Origin of the sequence: Actinoplanes sp. URMC 104, assembly GCF_051386375.1 — a bacterium.
GTDB lineage: Bacteria > Actinomycetota > Actinomycetes > Mycobacteriales > Micromonosporaceae > Actinoplanes.
The window spans coordinates 1,577,137-1,599,577 of sequence record NZ_JBPQTO010000002.1 but is presented as its reverse complement, the minus strand read 5'-3'; the positions used below and the strand labels follow the sequence as shown (position 1 = coordinate 1,599,577).

Genomic DNA, 22,441 nt, shown 5'->3' with positions numbered 1-22,441 from the left:
TCCTTGTTGCCGTGACCACGCCGGCCTCCTCTCCCGCCGCGGTGCGCCGCCCGGCGTACCGTCTGGTCCGGCGTCCACCGACCGCCCGGCCCGCGCTGCTCGACGACCCCCTCCAGCGCTACGTCACCTCGCACGTCGACGGGCCGCTGCTCGTGGTGGGCGGCCCCGGCACGGGCAAGACCACCACGCTGGTCGAGTCGGTGGCCGCGCGCATCGCCGAGGGCGTCGACCCCGAGCGCATCCTGGTGCTCACGTTCGGCCGGCGCGGCGCCGCGGCGCTGCGCGACCGCATCGAGGCGCGCACGGCCGGCGACCCCGGGCGCATCGTGCACGAGCCGCTGGTGCGCACCTTCCATGCGTACGCCTTCGGCCTGCTCCGCCGTGCCGCCGCCGAGCGCGGCGAGCCGTCGCCCCGGCTGCTCACCGGCCCCGAGCAAGACCTGATCATCCGTGAGCTGCTCGAGGTCTCCGGTTCGGCCGGCGCCGACGAGCCCGACCCTATCGGCTGGCCAGCGTCGCTGCGCCCCGCCCTGCCCACGCGCGCCTTCGCCCAGCAGCTGCGCGACCTGATGCAGCGCGCGGCCGAGCGCGGGGTGGGCCCGGTCGAGCTGGCCCGGCTGGGCGAGCGCCTGGGCCGCGACGACTGGCCGGCCGCCGCCCGCTTCCTGCGCGAATACGTCGCCGTGCTCGCCCTGCGCGACGTGACCACCCGCGGTTCGTCCGCCTACGACCCGGCCGAGCTGGTGCGCGCCGCCTCGGGCCTGCTCGCCGACAACCCCGACCTGCTCGCCGACGAGCGCCGCCGCCTGCAATACGTCTACGTCGACGAGCTGGCCGACACCGACCCCGCCCAGATCGAGCTGCTGTCGCTGGTCGCCGGCGGCGGCCGGCCGCTGGTCGCGTTCGGCGACCCCGACTCCTCAATCTACGGCTTCCGCGGCGCCGACCCCACCGCCATGACCACCTTCCCCGCGAAGTTCCGCACCGCCTCCGGCGCCCTCGCCGAGACCCTGACCCTGCACACCAACTACCGCGCCGAGTCGCCGCTGCTCTCCGCCACTTCGCGGGTCGCCCGCCGCATGCGCGGCCCCATCACGCACCGCCCCATGCACCCGCCGGCCCCCTTCATCGGGCCCGAGCCCCCACCGCCCCCCGCGGAGCCTTCGTCCTCCGCGGAGTCCTCGCCTTCCGCGGCGCCCGGCTCGTCCTCCGCCGCGCATGGCTTGGCGCCCCGAGCGCCAGGCTCGTCGCCGGGCATGCAGGCCTCTCCTTTCGAGGCCTCCGACTCGTCTCCCGTGACGTCTTCCTCCTCGCAGGGCACGCCTTCTGGGGCGCCCGGCTCGTCGCCGGGCATGCAGGCCTCTCCTTTCGAGGCCTCCGACTCGTCTCCCGTGACGCCTTCCTCCTCGCACGGCACGCCTTCTGGGGCGCCCGGCTCGTCGGCGGGCACGGAGGGTTCGCCCTCCGGGGCCTCTGACCAGCCTTCCGCGACGCCTTCCTCCCCGCAGAGCGCGTCCCCCGAAGCGCCCACCCCGCCGCGCGCCGGCGGACTCGGTGCGACTTCTGCCGCGCCCACCGGCGCCTCGCCCTCCATCCCGGCCGCCCACGCCTCCGCCGCCCACCGCGCTGTGTCGGCCGGTGCGCAGCCGGGCACCCCGCCCTCGCCGCGGACTCCGCCGGGCACCTCGCCCTCGCCGGGCACCCCGCCGCCGGGTACCTCGCCCTCGCCGGGCACCTCGCCCTCGCCGGGCACCCCGCCGCCGGGCAGTCCGCCGTCGCCGGGGGCGCCGGCGGCGGGCGGTGCCCGGCCGCCGGCCGAGGCGGTCGTCCGGGTCTTCAAGGCGGCGACGGCCGAGGCTGCCTACGTGGCGCACGCCCTGCGCGAGGCCCACCTGCTGCACGGGGTGCCCTGGTCGCGGATGGCGGTGCTCCTGCGCAGCACGTCGTTGCAGCTTCCGTCGCTGCAGCGGGCGCTGACGGCGGCGGGCGTGCCGACGGTGACGCACGCCGAGGACCTGCCGTTGCACCTGCAGCCGGCCGTGGCGCCGTTCCTGCTGCTGTTGCGGTGTGCGCTCGACCCGGAGGCGCTCAACGAGGAGACCGCGGTCGCGTTGCTGCACTCGTCGCTGGGTGGGGCCGACCCGCTTGCCGAGCGGCGGCTGCGGCAGGGGCTGCGCGCGCTGGCGCTCGCGGCCGGTGACCGGCGGCCCTCCGGGGAACTGCTGGTCGACGCCGTCCGGGACCCGTCCGGGCTCGACATGGTGGAACGGCGCTGGGCGGCCCCGGCGCAGCAGGTCGCCCGGCTGCTGGCCACCGCGCGCGAGGCGGCCGCCGCCCCGGGCGCCACGGCGGAGCAGGTGCTGTGGACGGTGTGGCGGGCCAGCGGTCTCGCCGACCGGTGGTACGCGATGAGCACCCGCTCGGGCCCCGCCGCCGACAACCTGGACGTCAGCCGCGCGCGGCAGTGGCGGGCCGAGGCCGCCGACCGCGATCTCGACTCGATGGTCGTGCTGTTCGACGCGGCCGCGCGCTTCGTCGACCGGCTGCCCGGCGCGCGCACCGAGGTCTTCCTCGACCACGTACTGGGCCAGGACCTGCCCGCCGACTCGATCGCGCCCAGCGCCGACCGCGGGGAGGCGGTCCGGCTGCTGACCGCCCACGCGGCGAAGGGCCTGGAGTGGGACGTCGTCGTGCTCGCCGGCGTGCAGGAGGGCATCTGGCCCGACCTCCGGCTGCGCGGCAGCCTGCTCGGCTCGGAACGCCTGGTCGACGTGCTCGCGGGCCGCGCCGCCTCGGGCCAGGCCGCCGTCGTGGGCGAGACGTCCGCGCTGCTCGACGAGGAGCGGCGGCTGTTCTACGTGGCGGCCACCCGGGCCCGCCACAAGCTCATCGTCACCGCGATCGCCTCCGCGGGCGTCGGCGGCTCCGAGGGCGAGGAGCAGCCCAGCCGCTTCCTCACCGAACTCGGCATCCCCGACGACCCCGGCACGCCCCCCTCCGCCGGCCCGCTGCCGCCCGCCGACCCCACCCCGCCACCGGACGGTCCCAACCTCTGGGACACCGACCCCGACCGGCCCGCCGACGGGGGCGGGGCTGCCGACGTCGAGGGCGGTGCCGCCGGCGGCGGGACGGCTGACGCCGACGGGGGCGTCGACGTTGGCGGGGCGGCCGGCGAGCACGGGGGCGCCGACGCCAGCGGCGCAGCCGACGCGGACGGGGCAGCCGACGCGAACCGAAGCGCTGACGCGGACGGGGCAGCTGACGCGGACCGAAGCGCTGACGCGGACGGGGCAGTTGACTCGGACCGAAGCGCCGACGCGCGCGGGGCAGCTGACGCCGACAGGGGTGCCAACGCTCAGGGGACAGCTGATGCCAACGGGGTAGCTAACGCCGACGACCGCGCTGATGCGCGCCGGACAGCTGATGCCAAGCGGGCAGCTGACAGCGGCGCTGACGCCGACCGGGCAGCTGACGCCGACAGCGGCGCCACAGTGGACGGGCCGGCCAACGCCGACCGGGGCGGGGGCGACGGCGGAGACGTGAAGCGGGCCGACAGGCCGGTCGACCTGTTCGAGGCTGCGGGGGAGTGGCCGGCGGAGGAGCCGCCCGACGACGAGCCGGGTGAGAGCGCGCCCCCCGAGGAGCTCGTGGTGGGCCGGCCGCCGCGGGCGTTGACGTTGGCGGCGCTGGTGGCGGAGCTGCGTACGGTCGTGGTCGGCGCCGACCAGACGCCCGAGCGGCGGCGGGCGGCGGCGGCGGAGCTGGCGCGGCTGGCGGCGGCCGGTGTGCCGGGGGCGCACCCGGACGAGTGGTGGGGTCTGCGCCCGCTCTCCGACGACCGGCCGCTCGTGGACGAGGGACAGCCGGTCAAGGTGACGCCCTCGTCGATGGAGAGCGCGCTGCGCTGCAGCCTGCGCTGGCTGCTGGAGAGGCACGGCGGGGCGTCGGCGCCGGGGCCGGCCCAGGGCGTGGGCAACCTGGTGCACGCGGCAGCGATGCTGGCGGAGGACGCGAACGCCGACCGGGAGAAGCTGGTCGAGTACGTCAGCGCGCGGTTCGACGCGATCGAGCTGGCCGCCCGGTGGCTGGCGGGCCCCGAGCAGGACCGCGCCCAGGCCATGGTGGACAAGCTGCTGCGCTGGCTGGCGGGCAACCCGCGGCGGCTGCTGGCCATCGAGCACGAGTTCACCGTGCGGCTCGAGGACGAGAAACGGCCGATCCAGCTGACCGGGCGGGTCGACCGGCTCGAGGTCGACGACGAGGGGCGCCTGGTCGTCATCGACCTCAAGACCGGCAAGAGCACGGCGGTCGCGGCCGCTGAGGTCGCCGAGCACGCCCAGCTCGCCGGCTATCAGACGGCCGTCCAGGCGGGCGCCTTCGCCGACTACGGCGCCGAGAGCGGGGGCGCGGCGCTGGTGCAGCTCGGGCCGGGCAAGGACGCGCGCGAGCAGATGCAGCTTCCGCTCGCCGACGCCGTGGACCCGCAATGGGCGTACGAGATGGTCCGCCGCACCGCCGACACGATGGCCGCCGCCACCTTCTCCGCCGTCGCCAACAGCCGTTGCCGGGTGTGCCCGGTACGCACCAGCTGCCCGGTCTCGGGCAAGGGACGCCAAGTCGTAGAGCAGGGCCAGTGACCCAACCGAGCCTCTTCGCCGACGAGCCGGCGACGCCCCGCCACGCGGCCGACTCCGGGCCCCGCTACACCCCGGAGGAGCTGGCCCGGCTGCTGCGCCTGCCGCGCCCGACCCGTGAGCAGTCCGAGATCATCTCCGCGCCCGTCGAGCCGCTGCTGGTCGTGGCGGGCGCCGGTTCGGGCAAGACCGAGACGATGGCGTCGCGGGTGGTCTGGCTGGTCGCCAACAACTACGCCCACCCCGACCAGATCCTCGGCCTCACCTTCACCCGCAAGGCCGCCGGCGAGCTGGCCCACCGCGTCCGCACCCGGCTCGGCCAGCTCGTGCGCCGGCTCGGCCGCGACGACGCGTTCGCCGGCGAGGCCACCATCTCGACCTACCACTCGTACGCCGCCCGGGTCGTCACCGAGCACGGCCTGCGCGCCGGCTTCGAACCGTCGGCCCGGCTGCTCACCGAGGCGGCGCGCTGGCAGATCGTCGACTCGCTGGTCCGCTCGTACACCGGCGAGATGACCGGCGTGAACCGCGCGCCCGGCACCGTCACCGACGACGTGCTCGCGCTCGCCGGCGAGCTGGCCGAGCACCTGGTCACCCCCGACGAGCTGTCCGCCTGGACCGGACGCTTCTTCGCCGAGGTGCAGGAGCTGCCCGGCAAGGTCTACAAGGACGTGAACGACGCCCTGGCCCGCCAGCGCCAGCGGCTGACGCTGCTGCCCCTCGTCCGCCTCTACGAGCAGCGCAAGCTCGACCTGGAGGCGATGGACTTCGGCGACCAGATGGCCCGCGCCGCGCTGGTGGCCCGCGACCACCCCGAGGTCGGCGAGATCGAACGCGGCCGGTTCCGGATCGTGCTGCTGGACGAGTACCAGGACACCAGCCACGCCCAGGTCACCATGCTCAACAACCTGTTCGGCGGCGGCCACCCGGTGACCGCGGTCGGCGACCCCTGCCAGTCGATCTACGGCTGGCGCGGCGCGTCGGCCGGCACGCTCGACCGGTTCCCCGGCGAGTTCACGCTGCCGGGCGGCGAGCCGGCCCGGGTGCGCAGCCTGACCCGCAGCTGGCGCAACCGCCCCGAGATCCTGCGCGTGGCCAACACGATCTCGGCCCCGCTGCGCGCGTTCGGCGCCCGGGTGACCGAGCTGCGGGCCGCCGAGCGGGTGTCCGGGGCGGTCGGCGGCCGCACGGTCGCCTGCGCGCTGCTGCCCACCTTCGCCGACGAGGCCGCCTGGATCGCCGACTCGATGCTCACGGCGTGGCGCATCACCGCGGACATGCCGCGGGCCATGCCCGAGGAGATCCCGGTCGAGAAACGCCCGACCAGCGCGGTGCTCGTGCGGGTGCGCAGCCAGATCCCGGCGATCGAGGACGCCCTGCGGCAGCGCGGCCTGCCGGTCGAGGTGGTGGGGCTGGGTGGTCTGCTGGACACCCCCGAGGTACGCGACGTGGTGTGCACGCTGCGGGTGCTGGCCGACCCGACCGACGGCGCGTCGCTGCTGCGCCTGCTCACCGGCGCCCGCTGGCGGATCGGCCCGCGCGACCTCGTGGCACTGCACCGCCGGGCCCGGGGCATCGCCGCCGCGCGGGCCGCCGTGGTGGCGCGGGTCGAGCCCGACGACGTGGTCGGCGACCGGCTCGACGACGCCACGCTGGTCGAGGCGATGGCCGACCTGGGCGCCCCGCAGCAGTACTCCGCCGAGGGCTATGCGCGCCTGCACGCGTACAGCCGGGAACTGAGCGCCCTGCGGCAGCGCCTCGACCAGCCGCTGCCCGACCTCGTGGCCGACATCGAGCGCACGATCGGCCTGGACGTCGAGGTGGCCGTGCGCGGCTGGGCCGCCGGCGACGCGGGGCTGGCGCGCGGCCATCTGGACGCGCTCGCCGACACCGCCGCCCGCTACGCCGCCGAGACCGACGGCGGCACGCTCGCCGGCTTCCTCGCGTTCCTCACCGCCGCCGAGGAGGAGGAGCGCGGCCTCGAGCCCGGCCAGGTCGACGTGGTGGAGGGCGCTGTGCAGATCCTCACCGCGCACGCCGCCAAGGGCCTGGAGTGGGACGTGGTGTCGGTGGCCGGGCTGAGCAAGCAGGTGTGGCCGGGTCAGTCGCGCAACACCGACCACTACCTGATGGGCATCGGCGTGCTGCCGTTCCCGCTGCGCGGCGACTCCGACGGGCTGCCGCGGCTCGACCTGTCGCAGGCGACCGACCAGAAGGGCGTGCTCAACGCGTTCTCGGCGTTCACCGCCGCCTGGCGCGAGCACGACGAGCGGGAGGAGCGCCGGCTGGCGTACGTGGCCGTGACCCGCCCGCGCCGGCTGTTGCTCGCCTCCGGCTACTGGTGGGGCGACGGCGTGAAGAAGCCGCGCGGCGCGTCGGTCTTCCTCGACGAGATCCGTGCCGCGTGCGACGCCGGCGCGGGCGTGGTGGACCGGTGGGCGCCCGATCCGGCGCCCGGCGAGAGCAACCCGGCGGCCGAGGCCGTCGTGTCCGCGCAGTGGCCGTTCGACCCGCTGGGCCTGCGCCGCCCCGCCATGGCCGCCGCCGCCGACCTGATCCGCCGTCTGATCGCCGCTCCCGATCCGGAGGCGGCCGCGGCGTTCGCCGACCTCGCCGAGTCGGATCCGGAGGTGGCCGCCCGCGCCGGCCTGGCCGCCGAGCTGGCCGGCATCCCGCGCGACGAGCCACAGCCCGCCGACGTCCCCGGCCGGGGGACCGTGCCGCCCGGCCTCCCGAGCGACGACACCCGGTCGGCAGCAGCGGACCCCGACATCGAGCGCTGGCGCCGCGAGGCCGAGATGCTGCTCGCCGAGCGGGAGGAGCGGGCCCGCCGCGACGGGCCGATCGAGGTGGCGCTGCCTGCCCACCTGTCGGTGTCGCAGCTCGTGGTGCTGCGCCGCGACCCACAGGCCCTGGCCCGCTCGCTGCGCCGCCCGCTGCCGCAGCGGCCGATGCCGCACGCGCGCCGGGGCACGGCGTTCCACGCCTGGCTCGAGCAGCGCTTCGGCGCGGTCCGGCTGATCGACATCGACGAGCTGCCGGGCGCCGCGGACGAGGACGCGGCGGCCGACGAGGAGCTGACCGCGCTGCAGGAGGCGTTCCTGGCCGGCGAGTGGGCCGACCGCACCCCGATCGAGGTCGAGGTGCCGTTCGCGACCACGATCGCCGGGGTGGTGGTGCGCGGCCGGATGGACGCGGTCTTCGCCGACACGGCCAACCGGTTCGACGTGATCGACTGGAAGACCGGCCGGCGGCCCGAGGGCGCGGACGCCGACGCGGCGGCGGTGCAGCTGGCGGCGTACCGGATCGCCTGGGCCTCGCTCGCCGGAGTGCCGGTCAACCGGGTGCGCGCCGGCTTCCACTACGTGCGCGAGCAGGTCACCGTGCGCCCGGTCGACCTGCTGGACGCCGCCGAGCTGGCCGCGCTCGTGGAGCGCATCCCCGAGGCGGCGGCCGGTCACCCGGTCGGGTGATCATTCCGGGCCCGCTCCCGCGGCGGCGAGCAGGTGCAGCAGCGCCGCGGCGTACGCGCCCTCGACGGTCTCCTCTCCGAACGAACGCTCCTCGCCCAGCAGGTCGACGAGCACCTCGTAGCCGGCCGGGCCGCGCCGCAGCGAGCGGAACGTGCCGCCGAGCAGCTCGCGCAGCTGGTCCTCGCGGGGCAGCCAGACCGTCTCGTCGAGCTCCACGTCGTCCAGCGCCCACTCGGTGGTGCCGTTGAAGCCGATGACCCGGCCCTCCGGCATCGTATGCACCTCGATCGTCATGTTGCTGAGCACGAAGACCTCGTCGTCGAGATCGCGGTCGGGGATGGCGAACCGGTCCCCGAGCGCGGGCTTCCAGGTCAACCCGGCTTCCCGCAGTTGTTGTGCCAGATGTACGCCGATCACCGGCGATCTCCTTCCGACGTGTTAGGCTCTCCGCGTTGTCAGTTTGGTTCCCAAGTACTCAGGAGCGCCTGTGGGGAAGTCTGCCCCAGGCGCTCTTTGTCGTAACCCGGGTTTCTCCGGTACGGGCGATCAGTACGGCGACACGAGTCCCACGAAGTGTGGGTCTTATTACCTCGTTTCCGTCCATAATGGGCGGGAGCGATCGACCGTCGAGGAGACGATCATGGTTACCGGCGTAGTGAAGTGGTTTAACGCGGACAAGGGCTTCGGATTCATCACCCCGGACGACGGCGGCGCCGACGTCTTCGCCCACTTCTCCGCGATCCAGACCTCCGGCTACCGCAGCCTGGACGAGAACCAGCGTGTGGAGTTCGAGGTCACCCAGGGCCAGAAGGGCCCGCAGGCCGCGAACATCCGCCCGCTCTGAAAAGAGTGAGTTAAGGAGGCGCCGCACCCTGGCCGGGGTGCGGCGCCTCCTGCCCTTTGCGGGGCGTTCCGTTCGCGGAACTGTCAGACCGCTGCCGCCTGCGGCAGCGGCGCTGTGCCGCCCAGGTGGGCCGGTAGCCACCAGCGGTCGTCCGGACCCGTGGGCTTGTCGGGGTAGGCCCGCTGGGCCGCGTCGAGCAGGCCGCTGAGGCGTTCCTTGAGGGCCGCGGTGAGCGCGTCGGGCGACGTGCCCTTCGGCATCTCGAGCGCCTGACCGATCTTGATGAGCACCGGCACGTGCCGCTTGGTCAGATCTTTCTTGTGGCCCTTGGTCCAGAGCCGGTGCGGACCCCACACCGCCATCGGGATCAGCGGCACCTTGGCCGTGCGCGCCAGCCGTACGGCACCGGACTTGAGCTCTTTCACCGTGAACGACTCGCTGATGGTCGCCTCGGGGAAGACGCCGACCACCTCGCCGCGGCGCAGTGCCTCGGTCGCCTGGCGGAACGAGGCCGCCCCGGCGTCGCGGTCGACCGGGATGTGCCGCATGCCGCGCATCAGCGGACCGCTGACCCGGTGGTCGAACACTGCCTTCTTCGCCATGAAACGGACCAGCCGCTTGGCGGGCTGGGCGCCCAGGCCGCAGAAGATGAAGTCGAGGTAGCTGACGTGGTTGCTGGCGAGCACCGCTCCGCCCTCGTGCGGGATGTGCTCCGCGCCGTCAATCTCGATCTTGAGGTCGAGGACCCGGAACATCGTCTTGGCGAGACCGATGACCGGCGGATACACGAGTTCCATGGCAAGACGGTAACCGAATCAGCTGAAGTTCTCCTGGGACGCGTGCAACGTCCGGGGCCGATCGAGCGTCTTAAGCATGATCGGCTCATTTCGTCGGACGTGATCTTGGAGGTACCGGCATGCGCGGACCATCCGCCCGCCGGGAGGTCGGATTCGTGATCGCCCTCGCCGTCACCGGTGTCGCGCTGGTGCTCGTGGTGGCGTTCGCGCCCTGGTATCCGTCCGTGCCCAGTGCTCCCGGTGTCAGCCCGTCGGTGTGGCAGCAGGTGGTCGCGCTGCTCGGCGCCGCCGGCGAGAGCGGCACGCCGACGCCGTAACCCGCTTCCCGCGATCGTGGTGGACACTGGGATTCATGTCCGAGCAGACTGCGGGAGCCACGGCCTGGCGGCAGCCGGCCGACCGGTTCGGCTCCGGCCTGGTCACGACCGCTCCGGGCGCTCCACCGACCCAGCCGCCGCCCCCGCCCGCCGCCGAGCCGCCGCAGCCCGACGGGCCCCGCCGGCGCCGGCGGCAGATGCTGATCTTCGGCGGCATCGCGGGCGCGGTCCTCGCGATCGGCCTGACCGTCGTGCTGATCCTGGTCTTCTCCTCGGGCGGCGACCCGTTCCGCTCCGAGGCCTCCGCGCCGACCGACGTACGTCCCCCGCTGGCCCAGGCCTGTCCCGCGCCCACCGGCTCGCCGAGCGCCGCGCCCACGCAGAAGCCGAGCGCGCCGCCGCCCGAGTCGGGCGCGCGCACCACCGACGCCGAGGCCGGCATCTCGTACAAGGCCTACGGGGCGCCCTGGGTGCCGTGGACCGACGTGTGGCGGGCGGGCACGCTCGAGGTCCCGTACAAGGTGGGTCAGCACTTCGTCACCGAGCAGTACAGCGGCGGCCAGTACCACGCCTCGATCCTGTCGGCCGCGGTGCCGGCGGCGGACAACGACGCGGTGACGCTCGACCTCGAGTGCGTGGGACGCCAGGTCGCGGCCGACGTGCGCGCCGAGTACTACCCGCAGCCCAATACGATGGACCCGATCCGCGACGAGCTCACCACGCTGGGCGGCCGGCCCGCCTGGGTGAGCGAGTTCCGGCTGCACTTCTCGTCGCCCGGGCTGACCGCCACCGAGGAGCTCTCCGCGGTGGCGGTCATCGACGTGGGCAAGACGACCGCGGCCGTCCTCTACATCTCGATCCCCGGCACCCACAAGCAGTGGGACTACGCCGTGGACGACGTCCTCAAGTCAGTAAGGGCCATATGAACGCAAGCGCCGCCGGTGAGATGGCAGTCGGTTTTTCGACGTCTGCGGGGTTTGCAGACGGCGGAAAACCGCCTGCCATCTCACCGGTTACAAGGCGCTTGCCCGCGGAGCGAAGCAGAGCCGGCTAGCTCAGCAGGCCCCAGCGGCGGCGCAGGGCGTTGTCGGCGGCGTTGAACAGCACGTCGATCAGGATGCCGATCACGAGCACGACGATGATGTAGCAGATCACCAGGCTCGAGTCGCTCAGGTCGCGGGCCTGCTGCATCCGTACGCCGATCGACAGCGCACCCGGCACGATGACCAGCAGCTCGCCGGCCATCAGGCTGCGCCACGAGAACGCCCAGCCCTGCTTGAGCCCCGAGATGAACGAGGGCAGCGACGCGGGCAGGATCAGGTGCCGGTACTTGGCGAAGCCCCGCATGCCCAGCACCTGGCCGACCCGCAGCCACGTCCGCGGCACGTAGTCGATGCCGCTGATCAGCCCGTTGGCCACCGACGGCGCCGCGCCCAGCACGACCACGAACAGGATCGCGCTCTCGCTGAGCTGGAACAGCAGGATCGCCAGCGGGAACCACATGATCGACGGCATCGTCTGCAGGCCGGTGATCAGCGAGCCGATCGCGGCCCGCAGCGGCGCGAACTGCGACACCAGCGCGCCGATCACGGTGCCGATCACCACGGCCAGCAGGAAGCCGGTGAACGCGCGAGTCATCGTCACCCGTACGCCGTCCCAGAAGTCGCCCGTGGTGATCACGTTGCCGAGGTCGGTGAAGACCGTGGACGGCGACGGGAGCACGTAGATCGGCTTCCACTCCGACCAGACCGCGATCTGCCAGACCAGCAGCACGATCGCGATCGCCAGCACCTTGGGCCAGGTGCTCTTCCAGATGCGCCGGCCGAGCGTGCCCTTCTGCCGCTTCGGCTCCAGCTCGAGCGCGTCGAGGCCGGCCACCTCGGCGGCCTCCGGATCGACGCCGGGCCGATCCACGACCGGTGCTGTGCTGTCGCCGCTCGCGCCCTCGAGGCCGGCACGCGCGGACGGGTACTTAATGGGCATGGCGGGCGACCTCCGCACGGAGCCGGTCGGTGATCTCGGAGGCCTGGCCGGCCACCTCGGGGGAGTCGATGCGCCGCGGGCGCTCGTGGCTGATCGCGTAGTCCTCGATCACCCGGCCCGGGCGGCTGCTGAGCAGGATCACCCGGTCGCCCAGCCGCACCGCCTCGCGCACGTTGTGCGTGACGAACAGGACGGTGAGCTGCTGCTCCCGCCAGATCCGCTCCAGCTCGTCGTGCAGGATGTCGCGGGTCATCGCGTCGAGCGCGCCGAACGGCTCGTCCATCAGCAGGATGTCGGCGTTCTGGGCCAGCGCGCGGGCCAGGGCCACGCGCTGGCGCATGCCGCCGGAGAGCTCGTGCGGCCGCTTGTCGGCGAAGCCGCTGAGCCGTACGACGCCCAGCAGCTCCTCGGCCCGGCGGCGCCGCTCGGCCCGGTCCATCCCCTGCAGCTTGAGCGGCAGCTCGACGTTGCCACGGACCGACAGCCACGGGAACAGCGCGGCCTCCTGGAACATCAGCGACACCTTGCGGCCGCCGATGTCCAGGGTGCCGCCGCTGATTCCGTCCAGCCCGGCCACCAGCGAGAGCAGCGTGCTCTTGCCGCAGCCCGAGGCGCCCAGCAGGCAGACGAACTCGCCGGGCTCGACCGTGAGCGAGACCCGGTCGAGGGCCAGCAGGTCGCCGTAGCTCTTGGAGACGTTCTCCAGTTGCACGATGCTCATGCCGGGGCCTCTCAGGCGGCGGAGTCGCTGACCTCGGGCTTGCCCGCGGCCTTGAGCAGCTCGTTGAGCGGCCCGAGGTCGTAGATGCCCTTGAGGTCGACCGGCTTGAGCAGACCCACCTCCTCGGCGTGCTTCGCGCTGGTGAACAGCGACGAGGCGACCGGGTCGGCGGTGAAGGTCAGGTTCTTGAACGACGCCGCCAGCACGTTGTCCTTGAGCGGCTTGCCGCTGAGCGCCTCGAGCTGGGCGTTGGCGGCCTTCTGCGCGTCGGCGTTGTTCTTCTCGATGTAGTCGAGCGACTCGAGATGGCCCTGCAGCAACTTCTTGACCGTGGCGGGGTGCTCGGAGAGGAACTTCTGGGTCACGATCAGGTGGGTGGTGACGAACAGCCCGCTGGGCCACAGGTCCTTCTCGTTGACCAGCACCTTGCCCTTGGACTCCAGGATCAGCCGGCTGAAGTTGGGCTCGGGCACCCAGGCGCCGTCGATCGAGCCCTGCGCGAAGGCCTGCAGCGCGGTGGCGTTGTCCTGCGGGAGCACCGAGACGTCGCCGCCGCCCTGCTGGTCGGCGTTGAGGCCGTTCTCCTTGAGCCAGGCGCGCAGCGCGACGTCCTGGGTGTTGCCCAGCTGCGGGGTGGCGATCTTCTTGCCCTTGAGGTCGGCCGGGGTGTTGATGCCCTCCTTGACGACCAGGCCGGCGCCGCCCGAGGTGCTGCCCGCGATGATCTTGAGGCCGGTGCCCTTGGACTGCGCCCAGCCGTTGATGGCGGGGTTCGGGCCGATGTAGGTCGCGTCGATCGCCCCCGAGAACAGCGCCTCGATCGCCGCCGGACCGGCGTTGAACGTCTTGGTCTCGAGCTTGGTGCTGCCGAGCGCGGTCTGGAAGAAGCCCTTGTTGACGCCGATCAGCGCCGGCGTGTGGGTGATGTTGGGGAAGTAGCCGAGGCGCAGCGACTGCGCCTCACCCGAGTCCCCGGACGCCTCGTCGTCGCCGCCGCAGGCGGCCAGCAGCGAGGTGGACAGCAGAGCGGTGGCGGCAACGGCAAGCGCACGTAGGGTGCGGGATCTCATGCGGACTCCTTGAGCGTGGAGAGTTCGGCCAGGGTCTTGTGGTCGACGACGCCCTCGATGGCCTCCTCGACGGCGACCCAGACGTCGCGCAGCCCGGTGGCGGCGCCGTGGTAGGTCGCGGTGGTGGTGGGCAGGCCGCGCACGGTGGTCAGCGCGCCTCCGACGGCGCGCACCACGTCGCCGACGGTGATGGCCTCGGCGGAACGGGCCAGCGCGTAGCCGCCGTCCACTCCCCGGTGGCTGTGCAGCAGGCCGGCGCGGCGCAGGTCGAGCAGGATGCCCTGCAGAAAGCTGAGCGGGATGTCCTGGGCGGCGGCGAGCGTGGCCGCCTTCACCAGGCGGGGGTGCTCGGCCGTGACGGCGAGCATCGCTCGTACGGCGTAGTCGGTGCGCGCCGAGACGTACACATGTCCTCCTGCCCGCCCAAAACCCGGGTTTGCCTATCTGGTGGATAGGAATGATGGTCTAAGTGGAGATTGGCGTCAAGTCCGGCTCGCATGCCGGAATCTCAGCCGGTGGTCAAGTGGTCACCTGCGGTCGCGACGCAGGTCGGCGGAGGCGCTACTGTCATTTCGTGGCGCGCAGAATCAAGATCCCCGCGACGAAGTACCCGGTGGAGCGTTTCACCCTGGACAACGGTCTGCGGGTGGTGCTCACCCCCGATCGCAGCGCCCCGGTCGTGGGCGTGGCCGTCGTCTACGACGTGGGCATCCGTTCGGAGCCCGAGGGGCGCACCGGCTTCGCCCACCTCTTCGAGCACCTGATGTTCCAGGGCTCGGAGAACCTCGAAAAGCTGGCCCACTTCCGGCACGTGCAGGGCGCCGGCGGCACCTTCAACGGCTCCACGCACCTCGACTACACCGACTACTTCGAGGTGCTGCCCTCCGGCGCGCTCGAGCGGGCGCTGTTCCTCGAGGCCGACCGCATGCGCGGCCCGCGGCTGACCGAGGAGAACCTGCTCAACCAGATCGACGTGGTCAAGGAGGAGATCCGGGTCAACGTGCTGAACCGGCCGTACGGCGGGTTCCCGTGGCTGCGGCTGCCTCCGGTGATGTTCTCGACGTTCCCCAACGCCCACGACGGCTACGGCTCGTTCGGCGACCTCGACAGCGCCACCGTCGAGGACGCGCAGGCCTTCTTCGACCGCTACTACGCCTGCGGCAACGCGACGCTGGCCGTGGCCGGCGACTTCGACGTGGCGAGCGCGACCGAGATGATCCACCGCCACTTCGGCGACGTGCCGGCCCGCCCGGCCCCGCCGCTGCCCGACTTCGCCGAGCCCGACCTCGACGGCGAGCGGCGCGACACCTACACCGACCGGCTCGCCCCGCTGCCCGGCGTGGCCAGCGCCTGGCGCGTGCCGGACCCGATCGGCGACTTCGAGAACTACCTGCCGTTCGTGGTGCTCGCCGAGGTGCTCACCGACGGCGACGCGTCCCGCCTGGTCGAGCGGCTGGTGCAGCGCGACCGCACGGTGACCAGCATCGGCGGCTACATCGGCTTCATGGGCGACGAGTTCCAGGTGCGCAACCCCACCGCGATCCTGCTGCAGGCGCACATGCCGCCCGGCGGCGACGCGGAGAAGGTGCTGCGCACGGTCGACGAGGAGATGGACCGCCTCGCCACCGGCGGCCTGCAGCCGGGCGAGCTCGAGCGCGTCCAGGCCCGCATCGCCACCCACCTGCTGCGCGACACCGACGCGGTGCTCGGCCGGGCGCTGCCGATGGCCGTGCTCGAGCTGCAGCGCGGCCGTCCCGAGATGCTCAACGAACTGCCGAAGCTGGTCGGCGAGGTCACCGAGGCGCAGATCGTCGCCGCGGCCGCCACCCTGCGCCCGGAGCGGCGCGCCACCGTCGAGGTCGTCCCCGGAGCTGCCGCATGACAAGCAAGACCCTTCCCGACTTGATCCCGGACGCGAAGCTCAAACTGCCCAAGGAGGCCGAGCGCACGCTGGCCGGCGGCCTGACGGTGATCGCCATCCGGCGCACGTCCGTGCCGCTGGTCGAGCTGCGGCTGCGGGTTCCCTTCGGCCGGGCGCCGCTGCCCCGCGCCACGCTGCTCTCCCAGGCGCTGTTCACCGGCACCGGCACGATGTCCAGCGTCGACATCGCGGCCGAGCTGCAGGCGGTCGGCGGCGGGCTGTCGGCCGGGCTCGACCCCGACCGGCTGCTGGTGACCGGCAACGCGCTCGCCTCCGGGCTCGACCGGATGCTCGAGATCCTGGCCGCCGTGCTCACCGACCCGGCGTACCCGAACGAGGAGGTGGCGACCGAGCGCGACCGCCTGGTCGACCACATCCAGGTGGCGCTGACCCAGCCGGCGCACCTGGCCCGCACGGCGCTGCTCAAGCGGATGTACGGCAAGCACCCGTACGCGATCCAGACGCCCGAGCCCGACCAGGTGCGCGCGGTCCGCCCGGCGCAGCTGCGCTCGCTGCACGCCGACCGGGTCCGTCCCGAGGGCGCCGTGCTGGTGCTGGTCGGCGACCTCAACCCTGAGAAGGCGATCGACGCCGCCGAGAAGGCGCTCGGCAGCTGGACCGGCCCGGCCAAGGCCGTCGACGTGCCGCCCACCCCGCCGCTGGAGCCGGGCCCGCTGCTGCTGGTCGACCGGCCGGGCGCCGTGCAGTCGTCGCTGCGCATGGCCCTGCCCGCGCTCGAGCGCACCGACCCCGACTACGCCGCCCTGCAGCTCGCGAACCTGGTCTTCGGCGGCTACTTCTCCTCGCGCTGGGTCGAGAACATGCGCGAGGACAAGGGCTACACGTACGGCCCGCACACCTCGATCGAGCACTACCTGGCCGGCTCCGCGCTGCAGGTCTCGGCCGAGGTCGCCACCGAGGTGACCGGCCCGTCGCTGCTCGAGACCCTCTACGAGCTCGGCCGCATCGCGAGCCTGCCGCCCGGCGAGGAGGAGCTCGAGCAGGCCCGCCGCTACGCGCTGGGCACGCTGCGGCTGGGCATGTCCACCCAGGCCGGCCTCGCGGGCCTGGCCAGCATGTACGCCAGCTTCGGGCTGCGGCTGGACCACCTGCGGCAGTACTCGGCCGCGCTGTCCACCGCCACCCGTGAGCAGGTCGCCGAGGTCGCCGCGCGGTTCCTCGCGCCGTCCCGGGCGGTCACGGTCGTGCTCGGCGACGCCGAGCGGGTCCACGAGCCGCTGGCCGCGCTGGCCCCGGTCGAACGAAGCGCCGAGTGAGCGCCCCTGAGGAGCCCGACGTTCGGGAACAGCCCGGCGCGCTGGTGGACGCGCCGCCGCTGGCGCGCAGCACACTCGACCGGGCCGCGGAGCACCGCACCGACGACGAGTGGCTGGCCGCGGCGTGGGAGCGCGGCTCGGTCGTCGTCGTCGACCTGAACAACGGCGGCCGGACCCTGATCGCCGACGACCGGCTGGTGCTGGTGCCCTCGGCCGAGGCGCCGGACGCGGAGCGCTGGTTCCTCGGCGTCGACCCCGACGGCACCCCGCTGTGGACCGTCGACGCGCCGCTGCCCGAGACCGCCGGCGCGAGCGCGGCCACCCTGCGCGACATCGGCCACCTGCTCGACGACCGGGACGCCGGGGTGTTCACCACGGCGGTCGCGCTGGGCAACTGGCACCGCAGCCACAAGTTCTCCCCGCGGACGGGCCTGCCGACCACGGCCGTGGAGGCCGGCTGGGCACGACGGGACACCGACGGCAACATGATGTGGCCCCGCACCGACCCCGCCATGATCGTGCTGGTGGACGACGGCGTCGCCGGGCCGGAGGGCCGCTGCTTGCTCGGGCACAACGCCGCCTGGGGCCGCGCCGCCGACGGCGGGCTGCGGTTCTCGTGCCTCGCCGGCTACGTCGAGCCCGGCGAGTCGGCCGAGGCCAGCGTCGCCCGCGAGGTCAGCGAGGAGGTCGGGCTCGAGCTCACCTCGCTGCGCTACGCCGGCAGCCAGTCCTGGCCGTTCCCCGGCTCCCTCATGCTCGGCTTCCACGCCACCGCCGACCCGGCGCACGAGCTTCGGCTCGACCCCGCCGAGATCGACGAGGCGCACTGGTTCACCCGCGACGCCGTCGCCAAGATGATCGCCGGCGACTACCACGACCCCGGCAGCGGCGTGTCGATGGGCCTGCCGATGCCCTCTTCGATCGCCTTCTATCTGATTGAGCGCTGGTTGGGCGGTTTCGCCCGCTAAGAGAATCAACTTGATCTAATCAGAGAGTTTTTCGGCTCCGGGAGTAACCAAAAACCGCCTCAGCCGCGTCTTCGGTGTGTACAAAGACCGAGAGGTGGAAGACCGATGACGCAGGTGGAAGCGCCCGCTTGGGCCCCGATGACCGCGGACGAGCGCGCCCAGTTCGACCGGGACGGGTTCCTGGTGGTGCGTGGCGTGCTGTCCGAGACCGAGATCGAGGTCGCCCGCACCGCGATCCTCGGCGCCTACGAGCGCGCGGGTCAGCCCGGCGGCCACGGGCTCGGCGCGACCGGCGCGCTGCACCAGCTCTCCGCGGTGACCTCGCTGCCCGAGCTCGCGTTCCTGCTCGACCACCCGGTGGCGTTCCGGTACATCTGGTCGCTGCTCGGCTGGAACGTGCACGTCTACCACTCGCACATCGACGTGCACCCGCAGATCCACGAGAAGCAGAAGGAATGGTGGCACTGGCACCAGGACGGTGGCCGCCAGAACCGTGAGATCGAGACCGACCCGCGGCCGATGATGTCGGTCAAGCTGGCGTACTGGCTCTCCGACGTGAGCGAGACCGGGCGCGGCAACTTCACCGTGCTGCCCGGCAGCCACAAGACCAACTGGCTGCCCGGCCCGCCGAGCCGTGGTGTCCCGTGGCCGCAGCCCGAGGGCGCGCTGCAGATCACGGCGAACCCGGGCGACCTGGTCGTCTTCGACCGCCGCCTGTGGCACGCGCGTTCCGACAACTACTCGGAGATCACCCGCGTCGGCGCGTTCTTCGGCTACACGTACCGCTGGGTCGCCGGCCGTGACGAGGTGGCGGACCTGCCGAACCGCCCCGAGTGGGCGGGCTTCAACGACGTGCAGAAGCAGCTGCTCGGCCACTGCCCGGCCGGCGACGGCACCGGCGACCACGCCTGGGGGCACTACCCCGAGACGACGCCGCTGTACGGCGCGCTCAAGCAGCGGGGCCTGCTCGACTCGAGCATCCCGGCTCTCATCCCGTAAGAGCGTCGCTCCGGATAGCATCCGGATGTGGGGCAAAGCGGGACAATAGACAAAACGGCGACCGCGGCGGGCCGTCTCCTCCTCGAAGCGCTGAGGGAGGAGAGCCCGGCGCGGTCGCTGTCGCGTCTGAACGGGTCGCCGCGCGCCCTGCGGCTGCTGCGCGAGCTGTTCACCGTGGCGGTGCGCCGCAGCTTCGTGGGCCGGGACCCGCGCGACGTCACCGGCTACGTTCGCGACCTGCTCGAGTACCAGTCCCTGCCGGCCTCGGGCGAGGTGGCGCGGGAGACCGAGGCGGTGATCCGCTCGGTGCTCGGCGAGCCGGAGCTGGCGTACGGGATCTCCGACCTGCGCCGCTTCGAGATCATCTGCCTCGTGGTGGGCGATCTCGTACGTCCGCCGGGGGTGCCCGCCGGCGAGCTGCTCGCGCTGATCCGCCAGGCCGAGCGGCGGGTGCGGTCGTGAGCCCGATCTTCTCGCCCGCGCACGGCGTGCGCACCGAGGCCGGGCGTCACCTGCAGCTGGTCGCGTCCCGCGGCGCGCCCGCGCAGCACGACTCGCCGGACGACGCCGCGCGCCGCGTGTGGGAGATCGCTTTCGGACTCGCGGCCCGTCATCGCTTCGAGCCGGACAGCCCGCTCGCGGAGATCCGGCGCACCGTCGTGGGCACCCTGCGCGAGCACCCCGCCGTGGCCCGGCCGCTGGACGCCGAGATGCTCGTCCGCGAGGCGCTCGGCGAGAAGGTGCCCGTCGACGAGATCACCGGCCCGGTTCGCACCGGCGTCCACCTGCTGCTGTTCGCCCGCCTCGTGGACGAGCTGGCACTGACCGACGGCGAGCTCGAGAGCCTGATCGCCCAGGCCGAGGAGCTCGCCGTCGACGGGGAGCTCAGCCCGCGGCCAGAGCCGCGAGACGCTCCTTCACCTGAATGATCGACGGGTTCGTCAGCGCCGAGCCGTCGTCGAACTTCAGCGTCGGCACGGTCTGGTTGCCGCCGTTGACGCTCATCACGAAGTCGGCCGCGGCCGGCTGCTGCTCGATGTCCACCACCTCGTAGGCGATGCCCTCGCGGTCGAGCTGCGACTTGAGACGGTGGCAGTAGCCGCACCAGGACGTCGAGTACATGGTCAACATCGGTCGCGAACTCCTTCGATCGGGTCACATGGCACAACGCCTTCCGGCACAACGTCCGACCCGGGTGCCATGATTCCCTACCGTGCGGACTGATGCGGTGCTGGCCGGGCTCGACCCGGAACAGCGGACGGCGGTGACCGCCCCCGCCGGCCCGGTCTGCATCCTGGCCGGCGCCGGCACCGGCAAGACACGAGCGATTACCCACCGGATCGCGTATCGAACGCTGACCGGCGAGGTGAGCCCGCGGCACATCCTCGCGGTCACCTTCACCGCGCGCGCCGCGGCCGAGATGCGCTCGCGGCTCACCGAGCTGGGCGCCGCCGGGGTGCAGGCGCGCACGTTCCACGCGGCGGCGCTGCGCCAGGTGCGCTACTTCGCGCCCCGGCTGCTCGAGGGCCGGGCCATGCCGGAGCTGCTCGAGAGCAAGGCGCGGATGGTCGGCCTGGCAGCGGCGCGCGCGGGCGTACGGGCCGACCGCACGGGCGCGCGCGACCTGGCGAGCGAGATCGAGTGGGCCAAGTCGTCGCTGGTCGAGCCGAGCGAGTACGCGGTCGCCGCCAAGAAGGCGCTGCGCGAGCCGCCGTTCGAGCCCGCCAAGGTCGCCGAGGTCTTCGCCGCGTACGAGTCGCTCAAGCGCCGCCAGGGCGTGATCGACTTCGAGGACATGCTGCGCGCCGCGGTCTGGGGCATCGAGGAGCACCCGGACGTCGCCGAGCAGATCCGCTCGCAGTACCGCCACTTCGTGGTCGACGAGTACCAGGACGTCAACCCGCTGCAGCAGCGTCTGCTCGAGGCGTGGCTGGGCGGCCGCGACGACCTGACCGTGGTCGGCGACGCCAGCCAGACGATCTACTCGTTCACCGGCGCCACGTCGTCCTACCTGATCGACTTCCCCCGGCAGCGCCGCGAGGCCGTGGTGGTCCGGCTGGTGCGTGACTACCGCTCCACCCCGCAGGTGGTCGGCCTGGCCAACGCGGTGATCCGGCAGGCCCGCGGCAACGAGGCGCGGCTGCGGCTCGAGCTGGTCGGCCAGCGACCGCCCGGCGCCGAGCCCGAACTCAAAATCTTCCCGGACGAGGCGGGCGAGGCGGTGGCGGTGGCGCGCCGGTGCCGCGACCTGATCGCCGCAGGCACCCCGGCCAGCGAGATCGCGGTGCTGTTCCGCACCAACGCGCAGTCCGAGACGTACGAGAAGGCGCTGGCCGAGGCCGAGGTGCCGTACGTCGTCCGCGGGGCCGAGCGCTTCTTCGAGCGCCCCGAGGTCCGCCAAGCCATGATCGCGCTGCGCGCCGCCGTGCGATCCACGCCCGGCGAGACCCCGCTCGTGCAGGCAGTGGTGGAGGCGCTCGCGGCGACCGGCTGGCAGCGCGACCAGCCCCCGCCCGGCGGCGCGGCCCGCGAGCAGTGGGAGGCGCTGGCCGCGCTGGTCGCCCTCGCCGAGGACTACGCGCGGACGCCGTCGGTGGAGCCCATCGGGCAGGCGGGCGCCGTGCAGCGCGACCTCACGCTGACCGCCTTCAACGACGAGCTGGCCCGCCGCGCCGAGCAGCAGCACGCGCCGACCGTCGCCGGGGTCACGCTGGCCTCGCTGCACTCCGCCAAGGGCCTGGAGTGGGACGCGGTGTTCCTGGTCGGTCTGGCCGACGGCACGCTGCCGACGACGTACGCCAAGACGCCCGACCAGCTCGAGGAGGAGCGCCGGCTGCTCTACGTCGGCGTGACCCGGGCGCGGCAGTGGCTCTGGCTCTCGTACGGCCAGTCACGGTCGACCGGCGGCCGGGCGCGGCGGCCGTGCCGGTTCCTGCCGCAGCTCGAACGCACCTCGTCGACCGAGCGCGCGGGTGATCGAAGTCGGAAACCCGACCGAAGGCGCCCGCAGGTGTCCTCCTGCCGCATCTGCGGCGCCACGCTGCTGGCCGGCGCGGACCGGAAACTGGGCCGCTGCCCGACCTGCCCGTCGGATCTCGACGAGGAGCTGTACGAGCGCCTGCAGAAGTGGCGCGCGGCCACCGCTGCCGGGCTCAAAGTTCCTGCGTACGTGGTGTTCACCGACGCCACTCTGGTGGCCATGGCCGAGCGCCGCCCGGCGTCGCCCGCGGAGCTGCTCGCGATCGCCGGCATCGGGCCCCGGAAACTGGGGCAGTACGGCGAGGCGATCTTCGCTATCGTGGGCGGAGCTTCGCCCGATGAGGTCGTCCAAAAAAACTTTGGATAATTCGTTTGCCCTCGCTCGCGAGGCAGGCATAGCCTCAGGACACACCTCGCCGAGCAGCGATGTTCGGTGAGAATCACGACGAGTGCAACAC

At 73.1% G+C, this 22,441-nt stretch carries 19 protein-coding genes; 12 read left to right on the top strand and 7 right to left on the bottom strand.

The genetic code is table 11. The annotated features are described in order from the left end of the window. Positions 1-11: 11 nt before the first annotated feature. A complete protein-coding gene (locus ACSNN8_RS08395) occupies positions 12-4,637 on the top strand; it encodes a UvrD-helicase domain-containing protein (protein WP_436648068.1) in 4,626 nt (1,541 codons plus the stop codon). Next, on the top strand, positions 4,634-8,107 hold the full coding sequence (locus ACSNN8_RS08390; RefSeq protein WP_436648067.1) for a UvrD-helicase domain-containing protein: 3,474 nt from the start codon (positions 4,634-4,636) through the stop codon (positions 8,105-8,107). The genes ACSNN8_RS08395 and ACSNN8_RS08390 overlap by 4 nt, the downstream gene beginning before the upstream one ends. On the opposite strand, the gene ACSNN8_RS08385 is transcribed toward ACSNN8_RS08390, so the two are convergent. Continuing rightward, on the bottom strand, positions 8,108-8,524 hold the full coding sequence (locus ACSNN8_RS08385; protein ID WP_436648066.1) for a pilus assembly protein CpaE: 417 nt from the start codon (positions 8,522-8,524) through the stop codon (positions 8,108-8,110). A gap of 223 nt (positions 8,525-8,747) precedes the next feature. On the opposite strand from ACSNN8_RS08385, the gene cspE reads away from it, so the two are divergent. After that, positions 8,748-8,951, top strand: a complete 204-nt coding sequence (gene cspE, locus ACSNN8_RS08380; RefSeq protein ID WP_015625344.1) for a transcription antiterminator/RNA stability regulator CspE — start codon at positions 8,748-8,750, stop codon at positions 8,949-8,951. Positions 8,952-9,034: 83 nt separating this feature from the next. Here the strand turns inward: cspE and ACSNN8_RS08375 are convergent, their stop codons facing one another. Continuing rightward, the gene (locus ACSNN8_RS08375) at positions 9,035-9,748 is read right to left on the bottom strand and encodes a lysophospholipid acyltransferase family protein (RefSeq protein WP_436648065.1); all 714 of its coding nucleotides are present in this window, start codon (positions 9,746-9,748) and stop codon (positions 9,035-9,037) included. Between the two features lie 119 nt (positions 9,749-9,867). On the opposite strand from ACSNN8_RS08375, the gene ACSNN8_RS08370 reads away from it, so the two are divergent. Then, positions 9,868-10,065, top strand: a complete 198-nt coding sequence (locus tag ACSNN8_RS08370; RefSeq protein WP_436648064.1) for a hypothetical protein — start codon at positions 9,868-9,870, stop codon at positions 10,063-10,065. 35 nt (positions 10,066-10,100) lie between these two features. Next, positions 10,101-10,991 carry a hypothetical protein gene (locus ACSNN8_RS08365; RefSeq protein WP_436648063.1) on the top strand — a complete coding sequence of 297 codons (891 nt, stop codon included), beginning with the start codon at positions 10,101-10,103 and terminating at the stop codon, positions 10,989-10,991. A 124-nt stretch (positions 10,992-11,115) separates the two neighbouring features. Here ACSNN8_RS08365 and ACSNN8_RS08360 read toward each other — a convergent pair whose 3' ends face one another. From ACSNN8_RS08360 to ACSNN8_RS08345, 4 genes are read right to left on the bottom strand one after another with little or no spacing between them, the layout of a single operon-like run. Then, a complete protein-coding gene (locus ACSNN8_RS08360) occupies positions 11,116-12,048 on the bottom strand; it encodes an ABC transporter permease (protein WP_436648062.1) in 933 nt (310 codons plus the stop codon). Beyond that, complete coding sequence (locus ACSNN8_RS08355; RefSeq protein WP_436648061.1) at positions 12,038-12,769, bottom strand: ABC transporter ATP-binding protein; 732 nt, start codon at positions 12,767-12,769, stop codon at positions 12,038-12,040. The genes ACSNN8_RS08360 and ACSNN8_RS08355 overlap by 11 nt, the downstream gene beginning before the upstream one ends. A gap of 11 nt (positions 12,770-12,780) precedes the next feature. Then, on the bottom strand, positions 12,781-13,839 hold the full coding sequence (locus ACSNN8_RS08350) for an ABC transporter substrate-binding protein (protein ID WP_436648060.1): 1,059 nt from the start codon (positions 13,837-13,839) through the stop codon (positions 12,781-12,783). Further along, positions 13,836-14,246 carry an RrF2 family transcriptional regulator gene (locus ACSNN8_RS08345; RefSeq protein ID WP_436648059.1) on the bottom strand — a complete coding sequence of 137 codons (411 nt, stop codon included), beginning with the start codon at positions 14,244-14,246 and terminating at the stop codon, positions 13,836-13,838. The genes ACSNN8_RS08350 and ACSNN8_RS08345 overlap by 4 nt, the downstream gene beginning before the upstream one ends. A 167-nt stretch (positions 14,247-14,413) precedes the next feature. On the opposite strand from ACSNN8_RS08345, the gene ACSNN8_RS08340 reads away from it, so the two are divergent. The 6 genes from ACSNN8_RS08340 (at position 14,414) to ACSNN8_RS08315 (ending at position 19,933) form a co-directional block, all read left to right on the top strand. Continuing rightward, positions 14,414-15,721, top strand: coding sequence for a M16 family metallopeptidase (locus tag ACSNN8_RS08340; protein WP_436648058.1), 1,308 nt, complete (start codon positions 14,414-14,416; stop codon positions 15,719-15,721). After that, a complete protein-coding gene (locus tag ACSNN8_RS08335; RefSeq protein WP_436648057.1) occupies positions 15,718-17,037 on the top strand; it encodes a M16 family metallopeptidase in 1,320 nt (439 codons plus the stop codon). The genes ACSNN8_RS08340 and ACSNN8_RS08335 overlap by 4 nt, the downstream gene beginning before the upstream one ends. Next, positions 17,034-18,005, top strand: a complete 972-nt coding sequence (nudC, locus tag ACSNN8_RS08330) for an NAD(+) diphosphatase (protein ID WP_436648056.1) — start codon at positions 17,034-17,036, stop codon at positions 18,003-18,005. Before ACSNN8_RS08335 ends, nudC begins: the two co-directional genes overlap by 4 nt. 105 nt (positions 18,006-18,110) lie before the next feature. Continuing rightward, the gene (locus ACSNN8_RS08325; RefSeq protein ID WP_436648055.1) at positions 18,111-19,004 is read left to right on the top strand and encodes a phytanoyl-CoA dioxygenase family protein; all 894 of its coding nucleotides are present in this window, start codon (positions 18,111-18,113) and stop codon (positions 19,002-19,004) included. Positions 19,005-19,031: 27 nt separating this feature from the next. After that, positions 19,032-19,466, top strand: coding sequence for a hypothetical protein (locus ACSNN8_RS08320; RefSeq protein ID WP_436648054.1), 435 nt, complete (start codon positions 19,032-19,034; stop codon positions 19,464-19,466). Next, a complete protein-coding gene (locus ACSNN8_RS08315; protein WP_436648053.1) occupies positions 19,463-19,933 on the top strand; it encodes a hypothetical protein in 471 nt (156 codons plus the stop codon). The genes ACSNN8_RS08320 and ACSNN8_RS08315 overlap by 4 nt, the downstream gene beginning before the upstream one ends. Here the strand turns inward: ACSNN8_RS08315 and ACSNN8_RS08310 are convergent. After that, entirely contained in the window at positions 19,890-20,135 is a 246-nt protein-coding gene (locus tag ACSNN8_RS08310) for a mycoredoxin (RefSeq protein WP_436648052.1), read from the bottom strand. The two genes, ACSNN8_RS08315 and ACSNN8_RS08310, sit on opposite strands and share 44 nt — an antisense overlap. Before the next feature lie 82 nt (positions 20,136-20,217). Between ACSNN8_RS08310 and ACSNN8_RS08305 the strand changes: the two genes are divergently transcribed. After that, a complete protein-coding gene (locus ACSNN8_RS08305) occupies positions 20,218-22,350 on the top strand; it encodes an ATP-dependent DNA helicase UvrD2 (RefSeq protein WP_436648051.1) in 2,133 nt (710 codons plus the stop codon). Positions 22,351-22,441 lie beyond the last annotated feature (91 nt).